Source organism: Geobacillus sp. FSL W8-0026, from assembly GCF_037966255.1.
Lineage (GTDB): Bacteria > Bacillota > Bacilli > Bacillales > Anoxybacillaceae > Geobacillus > Geobacillus icigianus.
In genome coordinates this window covers 995,037-1,007,836 of sequence record NZ_CP150194.1, presented here as the reverse complement: position 1 = coordinate 1,007,836, position 12,800 = coordinate 995,037, and the positions used below count along the sequence as shown (strand labels likewise).

The following is a 12,800-nucleotide window of genomic DNA, read 5'->3' as shown; positions in this document are numbered from 1 at the left end:
CCGACTTTTCGAGGGCCTTCTTTTTTTAAAACGCGGATCTCATCTTTGGTTGGGCCGCTTTTTGTCGTTACCATCGTCCGCCGCTGTTGCCGCCGTTGTCGCCGTTATTGCCTGTAGGCGGGCGGACGATAACGAGGGCCTTCGCTTCAATATCCCGTCCATCCGCTGCCTTCACCTTCGCGGTCGCCGTGATCTCTGCATACCCAACATCAACGGCTTGCAAATACCATTTTCCGTTTTCCTGAACGATCTTGACAAATCGCTGATCCGACGAAATAACAGAACGAAGCGCCTTATCTGTGGCATTTTCTGGGATAAAACGGAGCCGTGACGTCACGTCAAGCCGCTCGCCGCGATTCATGTAAATGGGCGTCTGAAATGCCATCCCTTCGAGGGCGACATACGGATCGACGACCTGAATCGATGCCGTCGCTGATGCATTTCCTCCATCTGTAGAGCGCACCGTGATGGCCACCGTTCCCGGCTTGAGCGCCGTTACTAGTCCATTTTGCACAACAGCCACCGCCGGATCGCTCGACGACCATACTAACGTTTTGTTACTCGCATCGCTCGGCACGATCGTCACCGAAATCCTTTGCTCGCCACCGACATCCATTGTTGGTTGATAGCCGAGGTTCAGTTCCTTGATCCGCTTCGTATACGTAAACGACGCGCTCGCCAATCCTGTTCCCCTCGTCAACCCTCCCGACGACTGGACAGTGACCGTATACGCCCCGTCGTTCGAAATGGCGATTTCATACGGTGAAGGGAGCGCTACCCAAGCATCCGGGACCCCATTTCGAACGATCTGATAGCGATACGACACCCCTTCGCCGGCCACGGGTCCGGTCAACTTGACCGTCGGCGCTTCGTACGCTGTCGCTCCGTTTGCCACAGCGCCGGCGGACGTCGTGACGGCTAGATGCGGCTTAATATACACGGGCACCGTCTGGCCGTTGCTATAGGTGACAAGTAGCACCCCGTCATCGCTCGGATCGTATTGCAGCGCTTTGACCGGCAGCTGCAGCAGTCCATAGGAGTTAGGATGCTTCGTTCTTCCCACGATGTCGACCCCTTGCCATTTGGTGATCAGCCCGCTTTCATCCCCTTCATAATAAACATTCGGAAAATCATCCAAACGCACCTTCATTCCGATTCGTTCCGACGGCGGCGTGAGCGTCGAAGTCCGCTCGCCGTAGCGGCTGTCGGTGAACGTTACGAGCGCCGGCGGCAATTGGGTGCCGCTCATGGCGTAGTCGGCTTGCATGACCCATTGCGCGGTCAGCGTCAGCTTGTTCAGCTGGCTGTAGTCAAAGGTTTGCCCGCCGAACGACCACTGCGCGTAACGTTTTCCGTTATTGACAAACGTTGCTACTTTTCCGTCGGGGATGACCGAGATTCCGTCCGGAAGCTCTTGAATGATGCGGACATTGCTGATCGTCCCAGAGACATTGCCGACATATCCTTTCAACGCCAATGAATAAGCAACACGGAAGCGGTTGTCATCGCCGTCCGTTGCCCCTTGCTTAACGAGTTGGTCGATCGGTTTCGTCAGCCCCTGCAGCTTGACCGTTCCATCAAACCATGGCGGGGCTTCCGCCTTGACGGTGACCATTACCGTTTTCGTTGTCACCGGCTGGAGCTGACCGTAGACGTCCCGATACGTTAATTCCGCTTGAAACGTGTACGTCCCTGTTGCCTTGAACGCCACCGGAATGGACACGGTGATAGGATTTGGCGTCCCTTGTCCTGATGAATACGGAATGGAAAAAGAAATATAGGCGTTTTGTTTGCTTTCATCGAGCCGCACTTGTCCGTTCTCGGCAATCGAAACGTTGCCGCCGAGCGACGAAAGCGGAATGCGGACCGTGCCAGTGAGCGCGGGAGTGTTGGCCAGCCGGGAAAACTGCTGGAACAAAGCGTTCAAGTTTTGCGGCGTCCCTTGCCGCGCTTCCCCTCCGGTCATCATCGAAAGCGTCCGCAAATAGTCCATATCGACATCGCCATCACTGCCGAAGCCAATCGAATAGAGAGTGATGTTGTTTTTGCCAAGGTCTTTCGCTATATTGACCGCATCATCGCGAATGTTGTCTTCCAACGTCGAATACGTAAACGGATAGTCATTGTCCCAAGAAAACAGCCAGCCGTTTACATAATCGGCGCCATTGTTAAGAAACAACCGCTTATATCCGTTACGATCGACAAACTGAATGCTTGCATCTTTTCCGTTGCTATACAAGGTGTACGTCACCGGGATCGAAGCGGTCACCTTGTCCCCGTACTTCCAGCCGGAAAACGTTTTTTTGATCTCCTTATAGGTGATCGTGCTCGTCGTATTCAGCACCGTCGGCATTCCATCGGTCAAGAAAATGATGTACTTTTTCCGCGCCGGATCATTAAAATACGACCGGGCGAGCGACAAAGCGGCTGAATAGTTCGTTCCACCATTGGCCGTCAGGCTGTTTCCTTTCTGCAAAATCGCGTCAAGCTGGTTGATGACGTTCGCATTGGCGTCAAACGGAACAAGGCTGTCAAAACGCACGCCATCGGAAAATGGAATGAACGCGAAGCGGTCATTGACATTGGAATTCTCCTTAAAGTAGCTGACCGCTGTTTGCAAAGCGGATTTGGCGCTTTGCAGCTTGGTTAAGGTCATGGAACCGGATACGTCCATGACAAAGACGACATCGATCGGCGGGCGAATCACTCCTGACACCGCTCCTTGCGGAATGAGCGTCACATCGAGCCGGCCTTGGGCATCGCCGTTAGGCGGTTTGGCGTACTCCGGCTGCGAGGAAGTGAACTGCCATTGGAGCGAGGGAAGCGTTGCCGCTTGCACCGGTGCCTCCTTCCCGCCTACGACAAACATAAGCCAAAACACCCATCCGAGCGCGAAAAGCGCGCGCAAAATCCCCCTTTTCTCCATGCTCCTCTCCCCGTTTCGCGACAATTTTCCTATATTTCTATTATACCATCGTTCAACCATTATCGATAGAAAAATTTTCTTATCGGAACTGTTTTTTTACGTCTGAAATAAAGTACAGCGACCCGGTGACAACTAACAGCTCGTCATCTCCCATCTGTTCTTGCTGGGCGCGAATCCAGCCGGTCCAATCATTGGCAGCGTCCTTCTGCGGGTGGGAAGAGAGAGCGGCTAATGCTTCTGCTTGAGCGGCGCGCGGAAAATCGAACGTCGTAAACGTGATCGTGTCAGCCAGCTCGTCAAGCAGCCGGATCATTGGCGCAAGCGGCTTGTCCGCCAACGCGGCAAACAAGACGTGGATGCGTTTGTCCGGGTAATGCGCGCGCACCGTGTCCACGAGCGCGCGGATGCCGGCTTCGTTATGGGCGCCGTCGACAATGACGAGCGGTTTGTCGCTCACCTTCTCAAAGCGGCCGGGCCAAGCAGCTGAAGCCAGCCCAGCGGCGATATGCTCCGGGTCGATCAAAAATGAATAGCCAAGCCGCAATAGTTCGGCCGCCATCACCGCCACCGCCGCGTTTTCGACTTGATGGGCGCCGGGCATGTGAATGCGCACATCGCGGTATTCAGAAAACGGCGTGACAAGCGAAAATTGCTCCCCTTCCGCGGTCGTTTGCTGGTCGGAGACGGTAAAATCAACGCCGAGCCGATATGTTTTCGCTTTCCGCTCCGCGGCCGTCTTGACGATCACCTCCCACGCCTCTGGCTCGTTGACCGCTGTCACGAGCGGCACGCCGGATTTGATGATTCCCGCTTTCTCAGCGGCAATTTGCCCAAGTGTATCGCCTAAGATGTTCATATGGTCATAGCTGACGTTCGTAATGACGGAAACGAGCGGATAAATGACGTTCGTCGAATCGAGCCGGCCGCCGAGTCCGACTTCAATGAGCACGATATCTTGAATGTGTTGTTTGCCAAAGTAATAGAGCATCATGGCGGTAATCACTTCAAATTCGGTCGGTCCGCCAAGTTCCGTCCGTTCAAGCTCGTCCGCGAGCGGCTGAACGACTCGCACTAGCTCCACGATTTCTTCATCTCCGATCGGTTCGCCGTTGACGCTGATCCGTTCGTTGAACTGCTCGACATACGGCGAAGTGAACGTCCCGACCGAATACCCCGCCGCCTGCAAAATCGAGCGCAAATAAGCGACCGTCGACCCTTTTCCGTTCGTTCCGCCGATATGGACGGCGCGGACGCGGCGCTCCGGGTGGCCGAGTTTTTCCATCATCCATTCCATCCGTTTTAGCCCCGGCTTCATGCCAAGCCGCAGCCGCCCGTGAATCCAAGCGACGGCTTCCTCATATGTGCGGATCATCTTCACGACTCCTCCCTTGAGAAGATCAAGATCGAAAGGCTGGCGATGGGCCGGACGGCTTCCGCCAGCGAAAAAGACGAACCCGCCTGATGGCGGATTCGTCTTCATCATAATCAACCGCAAGATCGTTTGTCTACCGTTTCAGCTCAGCGAGGCGCGCTTTCACCGCTTCGCGTTTTTCGATGTAATCTTGCCGCTTGCGCCGCTCTTCTTCGACGACATGGGCCGGCGCTTTCGCCAAAAAGCCTTCGTTGGCCAGTTTCTTTTCGACGCGCTCGACTTCGTTGTTCCACTTGTCAAGCTCTTTTTCAAGCCGCTTGATTTCTTCTTCAATATTGATCAGCCCTTCAAGCGGCAAAATAAGCTCCGCCCCGGTGACGACGGCGGTCATCGCTTTTTCCGGCGCCGGGACATCGGTGTCGATGACCAGCTCGCTCGGATTGCAGAACCGTTCCAAATAAGCGCGGTTTTTCAAAAGCGCTTCCCGCACGTGCTCGTCTTTTGTCTTAATGTAGAGCGCAATCGGCTTGCTCGGCGGCGTGTTCACTTCAGCGCGAATGTTTCGGACCGCGCGGATGATGTCCACAAGCAGCCGCATTTCTTCAGCCGCTTCTTCGTTCGACAGTTCGGGACGCACTTGCGGCCACGGAGCAACGGTGATCGATTCGCCGTCATGCGGCAAGTTTTGCCAAATTTCCTCGGTAATGAACGGCATGAACGGATGAAGCAGGCGCATCGTGTTGTCAAGCACATACGCCAACACCGAACGCGTCGTCTTTTTCGCCGCCTCATCATCACCGTACAGCGGCAGTTTCGCCATTTCAATGTACCAGTCGCACAAATCGTCCCAAATAAAGTTGTACAGCGTGCGCCCGGCTTCGCCAAACTCGTATTTGTCGGCGAGCTTTGTCACCGTGTCGATCGTTTCGTTTAAGCGCGTTAAAATCCAATGGTCGGCGACCGTTTTTTCGCCGCTCAAATCGAGCTCGTCGTACGTCATGCCGCCCATGTTCATCAAGGCAAAGCGCGAGGCGTTCCAAATTTTGTTAGCAAAATTCCACGTCGCTTCGACTTTTTCCGTGCTGAAGCGCAAATCTTGGCCCGGCGAGCTGCCGGTCGCCAAGAAATAGCGGAGCGCATCGGCGCCGTACTGGTCGATCACATCCATCGGATCGACGCCGTTGCCGAGCGACTTGCTCATTTTTCGTCCTTGGGCATCGCGGACAAGACCGTGGATCAACACGTCTTTAAACGGCCGCTTTCCGGTGAACTCAAGCCCTTGGAAAATCATGCGCGATACCCAGAAGAAAATGATGTCATAGCCGGTGACAAGCACATCGGTCGGGTAATAGCGCTTGTAGTCCGGCGAGTCGGTATCCGGCCACCCCATTGTCGAGAACGGCCAAAGCGCCGAGCTGAACCACGTATCAAGCACGTCGGGGTCTTGCTCCCAGTTTTCAATGTCTTTCGGCGGCTCATGGTCGACGTAAATGTCACCCGTTTCTTTATGGTACCACGCCGGAATCCGGTGCCCCCACCAAAGCTGGCGCGAAATGCACCAGTCGCGGATGTTTTCCAGCCAGTGCAAGTACGTTTTTTCAAACCGCTCCGGCACGAACTGCACTTTTCCGTCCGTTTGCTGGAGCTTGATGGCGGCTTCAGCGAGCGGCTTCATTTTCACGAACCATTGCGTTGACAAATACGGTTCAACGACCGCGCCGCTCCGCTCGCTATGGCCGACCGAGTGGACGTGTTCCTCGATTTTAAAGAGGACGCCTTGCTCCTGCAAATCGCGGACGATTTGCTTCCGGCATTCAAACCGGTCAAGCCCTTGGTATTGCATGGCGTTTTCATTCATCGTGCCGTCTTCGTTCATGACGAGAATGCGCGGCAAGTTGTGGCGGTTGCCGATTTCAAAATCGTTCGGGTCGTGCGCCGGCGTAATTTTGACCGCCCCGGAGCCGAATTCCATATCGACATATTCATCGGCAATGATCGGAATTTCGCGGCCGACGATCGGCAATTTCACCATTTTGCCGATCAAGTGCTTATACCGCTCATCATCCGGATGAACCGCCACAGCCGTGTCGCCGAGCATCGTTTCCGGACGGGTCGTCGCCACTTCAATGTAGCCCGAGCCGTCGGCGAGCGGATAGCGCAAATGATAGAGCGCGCCTTTTACTTCTTTATACACCACCTCAATGTCCGACAACGCCGTTTTCGTCACCGGGTCCCAGTTGATGATGTACTCGCCGCGGTAAATGAGCCCTTTCCGGTAAAGCGAGACGAACACTTCGCGCACCGCTTTGGAGAGCCCTTCATCCAGCGTAAACCGCTCGCGCGTGTAATCGAGGCCAAGCCCTAATTTTGCCCATTGGCTGCGAATATGGCCGGCGTATTCTTCTTTCCATTTCCACGTTTCTTCCAAAAATTTTTCCCGGCCTAAATCGTAGCGCGACAATCCTTGCTGGCGCAGCTTCTCTTCCACTTTCGCCTGGGTGGCGATGCCGGCGTGATCCATCCCTGGAAGCCAAAGAACGTCATAGCCTTGCATCCGCTTCATGCGGGTAATGATGTCTTGCAGCGTCGTATCCCACGCATGCCCCAAATGCAGTTTGCCGGTGACGTTCGGCGGCGGAATGACGATCGTAAACGGTTGTTTGTCCGGATCGCCGGTCGCTTCAAAAAACTTGCCTTTCAGCCACCATTCATAACGCCCCGCCTCAACGGCGCGATGGTCGTATTTGGGCGGCATTGACACTTCATGCTGTGCCACTTTTGTTCCCTCCTTCATGTGATCGACAATAGCTGTTGCCTACGGAGTGCATCATCCGATCGGCAAGCAAAAAAGCCCCTTTCATCCGAAAAGGACGAAAGGAGCTGCTTTCGCGGTACCACCTTTTTTCTTAAGCCTAGAAGGCTGGGGATGGAAGGGAGCCGGACGCTTCCCAACCTCGTTTCTCAAATCGAAAAGCCCTGTCGCATCAGGACCGCCTTTCGCACGCTCCCCACTGCTCAAGAGAAACAACCGTTCTCACCAGCGATCTAGAGGATGGAAGCAGAGCGCCGTTCCCATACCACAGCCGCATCTCCGGCTTGGGAAAAAGGCATCTTGAAACGGCGTTTTTCAACCACCGCCCTCTAGGGCTTAAGCGCTTCATTGGCATAACGGCAATCAACCGGCTTCCTCTACTCGGCAGCAGCGCCTTTCAACGAAGCAGCTCAAGGGCGACCTTCCAGCAGCCGCCATCCTAGGAAATCTCGCAGCTTCTGATTTCCCTCTCTGCAGGCGCGGGCCGCTGTACTCCTCCCCGTCTTCGCTTTTATCGTCATCGTCGTTCGATTATTATACTACCATTGTCCATCATCTTTGCCAAGTTTTTATTGATTTATTCGACAGAAAGCCATTTGGTGACAAACGTTCGCCCGTCTCATATTGTATAGTAAACCGGAGAAGGAGGGACGACCGATGCGGCGTTTCAATCCGTACTCATGGCCGCCGTGGCTGCGGCAAGTGCGCGCCATCTGCGCCCAAGTGATCATTCCGCTCGCCGTTTTTCAGGCGATCCGCACCATTTTGCTGCCGACAACGTTTGACGTGCTTTTATTGGCCATTCTTGTGTTGGCGGCTGTCGCGTTCCGTTTGGAATGGATTTAGAAAATGGGATGTAAAACAAACATTCAACTTATCATCGCTCAAGGCAACGAACGGTTTTTCACCAACGTTTTCGGCTTCCATGGCCATAGAAGGCTGGTGAAAAACCGCTGTCACACACGAATCGGCGGCATGTTCATTCAGAAAAGAAAGTTGATTGTGCAAGGTTTCTCTAATTGAGAAACAGATGGGATCAGCAGTATTTTTCCCTAAATCACCGGCCTCATAGGCGTTTCCGGATTTCTGTTCGAGGATGGATTTAGCCTTGACCGTGTTCATCGATCGGCGCTTCGGCGTCACTCATCTCTTTTTGTTGCTGTGCGGCATCGCGCTGGACAAGATGCATGACGACCGCTTCCATGTTTTTAAAGGCAAAATAACAGCGCTGCAAGGCGGCGACGTAGGCCCGCTCGTTCCGTTCCGTCCGCCGGGTGGCTTCATATCGCTCCAAACAGCGGACAAACCCGCGCGGCTCGGCCAAGTGGCCGTATAAAAACGCCCGCTCCCCGGCGGATAGTGGCAGCGCTTTTTCATATTCATCGATGCCATCAAACCACGCCCGCGCAAGCGGCGGAAACGTTTGAACATGGGTGCGAAACGCGGCGATCAAATCGTATACCGGCGAATTCCAATGCGCCCGCTCCCAGCTGATCCAATACGGCGCCACGTAGTGGGAGAGGCGCGCTTTTCCGTGCACCCAAGCCGTCCGCCATTGCTTCGTTTCCTTGAGCGCCTCCTCCCACGCAGCCAACTGCTCCTCGGCGAACGAATACGCGCGCATCACTTCATGAAAATAGGTGCAGCATTGGAGCTGAAACGGCGACATGTACCACGCCGATTCATACGTTTCGACTCGCTCTTCCCATAAAGCTCGCGCTCGTTGCCATTCGTTCTTTTTTTGCTGGCGGTACGCTTCGATTTCTTCCTCTTTTACCGCCACCGTGCGGATGGTGGCGCGGTGCAGCTCGGCCAACCCGCGAAAGAAAGAGCGGACAACCTCGTCGTCCGCTTTCACCCCTTGATCATGCCAAGCCTGCAAATAATAAAGGCGGCCTCCATCGACCGCAAACGGTGACTGTTGGCGCGTCCCGTACACCGGCGGACAACGGCGGCCATAGTAGCGAAGCGACTGCCAAACCGCTGCCGCCTCCCGTTCGTCATGGAGCGCCTTTAAAGCGAAAACGCCGTTTGTCGTGTACACTTTCGCTACTTTGCCCCGCTGTTCGATGCGCTCCGGCGTCACCCCATATTGGGCAAGCAGAGCGCGCTGGCTGGCAAACCGTCCATCCATCGTGATGCCCCCTTGACGGCAAAAGAAGCGGAAAGCACCCTGTTCATGAGAACGAACGGCTTCCCGCCATGGCCGGAATATAGAGCAGCTGCCCTTCGTGGACGTCATCCGGGCTTTCCAAATCGTTGGCGCGCAAAAGCTGAGAAACGGTCACCTCATATCGTTCCGCAATCTTGTCCAACGAATCCCCTTGCTGGACGATGCAAATTTTCACTTTCGTAAACTCTTCCGTCTCGCTTTTCGCAAACAGTTTTGTCAAATAGAGCGCATTTTCGCTTTTCGTTTTCGTCTCCTCTGTCCCTTCTTCCTTCTCTTTTTTCGCCGCCCCGATCGATACTTTGGCCTCGGCGGACGGCAAGAGGGAATCGGTCTCGTCATCCGCTGGCGCGCTGACCGCCTTCGTTTCCGTCTCAAGCGGCAGAAACGGCTCTGTTTCATTTTCTACTTCTTCATGGCGGCTAGCGGCAAGCGCCGATGATTCATCCGCTTCATAGCGAAAAGGAGAAGCGAATGCAGACGGTTCGGGATCATCCACCTCTTTGCGGGCCACTGATTCAAACGGGGCAAACAGCGGCTCTTCTTCCTCATCAGCCGGCAACTCGGAAGCGAGCGGCGCGTCGCTGATGCCGCTGATGGAAATATCGGCGGTCACCACCAACCGGCCATTGTCGCCCAACTCATAGTCAAACGATTCGACCGTCACGTACACGTCATCAAGCGAGCGAATCCGGTTTTTCGGAATCGTGATATCAATAGGGAATCGGTGCGACAGTTCGCTGACGCCGTCGTCGCGCACCGCGATGTGCTGAATGAACCGATAGCTCGCCAAGTCAAACGCGTCCTCTTCCTCGGCAGCAGCTAGTTTCGGCTGCGCTGAGCGGAACTCCCCGCTTAACTCAAGCGCGCCGCGAATCGTGATATATTGATCATACTCCTCAACGGAAATGACCGGATCGAGAGAAATGGACAAAAACTCGGCGACTTCCTGTCCGCTTTGAAACCAGACCGATTCTTCGAGCGAAAAACGCAAATACGACTGCTCCAACCGGGCCTCCTCCTTCCGTCCCTTCGCCAAATGGTTTCTATGACAGTATCCATTGTATGAGCGAAAAAAGGACAGTATGATAAAAAAATCGGGCTGAGCCTTTACGATCGGCACCACCGATCACGGCAGAAGCAGTCAGCACGTCTATGCAGCAACGAAAGAGGGTATCCCGCTTTTGGGACACCCTCGTTTCGTTTAGCCGCGCAGGCGGGTAAACACCCGTTCGGCAGCGGCGATCGTATATTCAATGTCTTCATCGCTATGCGCCGTCGACAAAAACAGCCCTTCAAATTGCGACGGCGGCAAGAAAACGCCTTCGTTCGCCATCTCCCGGTAATAGGCGGCAAACAGCTCCAAATCGGACGTTTTGGCCGTCTCGTAATTGATGACCGGCTCGTTTGTGAAGAAAAAGCCAATCATCGATCCAGCGCGGTTGATCGTGTGCGGAATGCCGTACTTTTCCGCCGCCTGATGAAGACCGTCAGCAAGGCGAGCCGCCTTGCGACCAAGCTCTTCGTACACTTCCGGCGTCAATTGTCGCAGCGTTTCGTAACCGGCCGTCATGGCGAGCGGATTGCCGGACAGCGTGCCCGCTTGATAGACCGGCCCGCTCGGGGCGACAAGCTCCATGATCTCCGCTTTGCCGCCGTACGCCCCAACCGGCAGGCCGCCGCCGATCACTTTGCCGAGGCACGTCAAATCCGGCTCCACGCCGTAATACCCTTGCGCGCAATGGTAGTCGACGCGGAATCCGGTCATGACCTCATCGAAAATCAACAAAGCGCCGTATTGTTTCGTCACCTCGCGCAGCCCTTCCAAAAAGCCGGGAACGGGCGGCACGACTCCCATGTTGCCGGCGACCGGCTCGACGATCACCGCCGCAATGTCTTCGCCAAACCGCCTAAACGCATAGCGGACGCTGTCCAAATCGTTGTACGGCACCGTGATCGTATGCTGGGCGACCGCTTCCGGCACGCCCGGGCTGTCCGGCAAACCGAGCGTCGCCACGCCGGAGCCGGCTTTAATGAGCAGCGAATCGCCATGGCCATGATAGCTGCCTTCAAATTTAAGGATTTTGTTGCGTTTCGTATAGCCGCGCGCCAAACGCAAAGCGCTCATCGTCGCCTCAGTGCCGGAGTTGACCATGCGCACGACCTCGACGGACGGCACCCGCTCGATGACGAGCTTGGCGAGCTCATTTTCAAGCAGCGTCGGGGCGCCGAAGCTCGTTCCTTGCTCCGCCACCCGCTTCAACGCCTCAACGACGTGCGGATGGGCATGTCCTAAAATGAGCGGTCCCCACGACAGCACATAATCAATATATTCATTGCCGTCAACGTCGTAAATTTTCGAGCCTTGGCCGCGCGCCATAAAAATCGGGGTCATGCCGACCGACTTGAAGGCGCGCACCGGGCTGTTCACTCCGCCCGGCATCAGCCGCACCGCTTCTTCATAAGCCGCTTTTGAACGATCATAGCTGCGCACGATTCCGCCCCCTTTCTATTCGGCCAGCCAACGGGCTACATCTTTCGCAAAATACGTAATGATCAGATCAGCGCCCGCCCGCTTCATTCCAGTCAGCATTTCCATCACGACCGCCTTTTCGTCAATCCAGCCGTTTTGCGCCGCCGCTTTGATCATCGAATATTCGCCGCTCACATTATAGGCGACAAGCGGCAGCGGGAACCGGTTTTTAATGTCGCGGATGATGTCCATGTAGGCGAGCGCCGGCTTCACCATCAAGAAATCAGCGCCTTCTTTGACATCCGACTCCGCTTCCCGGAACGCCTCGAGGCGGTTGGCCGGATCCATTTGGTACGTTTTCCGGTCCCCGAATTGCGGCGCGCTGTCCGCGGCTTCGCGGAACGGGCCGTAAAACGCCGACGCGTATTTGATCGCGTACGACATGATCGGCACGTTCACAAACCCGGCTTCGTCAAGCCCGCGGCGAATGGCGGCGACAAATCCGTCCATCATGTTCGACGGGGCGATGATGTCAGCGCCCGCCTGCGCTTGGCTGACCGCCGTCTTGACGAGCAGCTCAAGCGACGGGTCGTTCAGCACTTGATCGTTTTCCACGACGCCGCAATGGCCGTGGCTCGTATACTCGCACAAACACGTATCGGCGATCACGACCAGTTCCGGATGCTGCGCTTTGATTTGGCGAATCGCCCGCTGAACGATTCCCGTTTCACAGTACGCCTGCGAACCGACCTCGTCTTTTTCATTGGGCACGCCAAACACCATCACCGCCCGAATGCCAAGCTTGGCGATGTCATCGATTTCTTCTGGCAGACGATCGAGCGATAAATGGTACACCCCCGGCATCGACGACACTTCGCGGCGAATGCCGCTCCCTTCCACGACAAACAGTGGGTAGATGAAATCATCAACATGAAGATGCGTCTCCCGCACCATCGCCCGAATGGCGGCTGTTTGCCGCAGACGGCGATGGCGGTCAAACAGTAATGTCATGCGCGTCCCCTCCATGGAAAAATATTGTTCCATCGC

Annotated in this window: 8 protein-coding genes and 1 other annotated feature; of the genes, 1 reads left to right on the top strand and 7 read right to left on the bottom strand. The window is 55.3% G+C overall.

Annotation, left to right across the window (positions count from 1 at the left end; all coding sequences use genetic code 11):
• Window positions 1-67: 67 nt before the first annotated feature.
• The 3 genes from NST29_RS05065 to NST29_RS05055 all read right to left on the bottom strand — a co-directional run bounded on the left by NST29_RS05065 (window position 68) and on the right by NST29_RS05055 (window position 7,074).
• Complete coding sequence (locus tag NST29_RS05065) at window positions 68-2,926, bottom strand: VWA domain-containing protein (protein WP_339232789.1); 2,859 nt, start codon at window positions 2,924-2,926, stop codon at window positions 68-70.
• A 79-nt stretch (window positions 2,927-3,005) separates the two neighbouring features.
• Window positions 3,006-4,298, bottom strand: a complete 1,293-nt coding sequence (locus tag NST29_RS05060) for a folylpolyglutamate synthase/dihydrofolate synthase family protein (protein ID WP_061912454.1) — start codon at window positions 4,296-4,298, stop codon at window positions 3,006-3,008.
• A 133-nt stretch (window positions 4,299-4,431) separates the two neighbouring features.
• Complete coding sequence (locus NST29_RS05055; RefSeq protein WP_061912453.1) at window positions 4,432-7,074, bottom strand: valine--tRNA ligase; 2,643 nt, start codon at window positions 7,072-7,074, stop codon at window positions 4,432-4,434.
• Window positions 7,075-7,161: 87 nt separating this feature from the next.
• Window positions 7,162-7,625, bottom strand: a binding site (T-box leader).
• 142 nt (window positions 7,626-7,767) lie between these two features.
• On the opposite strand from NST29_RS05055, the gene NST29_RS05050 reads away from it, so the two are divergent.
• Window positions 7,768-7,956 (top strand): hypothetical protein, encoded by a 189-nt coding sequence (locus tag NST29_RS05050; protein WP_033844238.1) that lies wholly within the window; start codon window positions 7,768-7,770, stop codon window positions 7,954-7,956.
• 256 nt (window positions 7,957-8,212) lie between these two features.
• Here NST29_RS05050 and ysxE read toward each other — a convergent pair whose 3' ends face one another.
• The 4 genes from ysxE to hemB form a co-directional block, all read right to left on the bottom strand.
• Window positions 8,213-9,244 (bottom strand): spore coat protein YsxE, encoded by a 1,032-nt coding sequence (gene ysxE / locus NST29_RS05045; RefSeq protein WP_061912452.1) that lies wholly within the window; start codon window positions 9,242-9,244, stop codon window positions 8,213-8,215.
• A 43-nt stretch (window positions 9,245-9,287) separates the two neighbouring features.
• Window positions 9,288-10,289, bottom strand: a complete 1,002-nt coding sequence (spoVID, locus tag NST29_RS05040; RefSeq protein WP_061912451.1) for a stage VI sporulation protein D — start codon at window positions 10,287-10,289, stop codon at window positions 9,288-9,290.
• 195 nt (window positions 10,290-10,484) lie between these two features.
• Window positions 10,485-11,774 carry a glutamate-1-semialdehyde 2,1-aminomutase gene (gene hemL / locus NST29_RS05035; protein WP_033844241.1) on the bottom strand — a complete coding sequence of 430 codons (1,290 nt, stop codon included), beginning with the start codon at window positions 11,772-11,774 and terminating at the stop codon, window positions 10,485-10,487.
• A 15-nt stretch (window positions 11,775-11,789) separates the two neighbouring features.
• Window positions 11,790-12,764, bottom strand: coding sequence for a porphobilinogen synthase (gene hemB / locus NST29_RS05030; RefSeq protein WP_339232979.1), 975 nt, complete (start codon window positions 12,762-12,764; stop codon window positions 11,790-11,792).
• Between the last annotated feature and the right edge of the window lie 36 nt (window positions 12,765-12,800).

Coding starts and splice junctions, on each gene's coding strand:
- ysxE (WP_061912452.1), bottom strand. CDS start 9,244: ATGGATGGACGGTTTGCCAGCCAGCGCGCTCTGCTTGCCCAATATGGG.
- hemB (WP_339232979.1), bottom strand. CDS start 12,764: ATGACATTACTGTTTGACCGCCATCGCCGTCTGCGGCAAACAGCCGCC.
- NST29_RS05050 (WP_033844238.1), top strand. CDS start 7,768: ATGCGGCGTTTCAATCCGTACTCATGGCCGCCGTGGCTGCGGCAAGTG.
- NST29_RS05060 (WP_061912454.1), bottom strand. CDS start 4,298: ATGATCCGCACATATGAGGAAGCCGTCGCTTGGATTCACGGGCGGCTG.
- NST29_RS05065 (WP_339232789.1), bottom strand. CDS start 2,926: ATGGAGAAAAGGGGGATTTTGCGCGCGCTTTTCGCGCTCGGATGGGTG.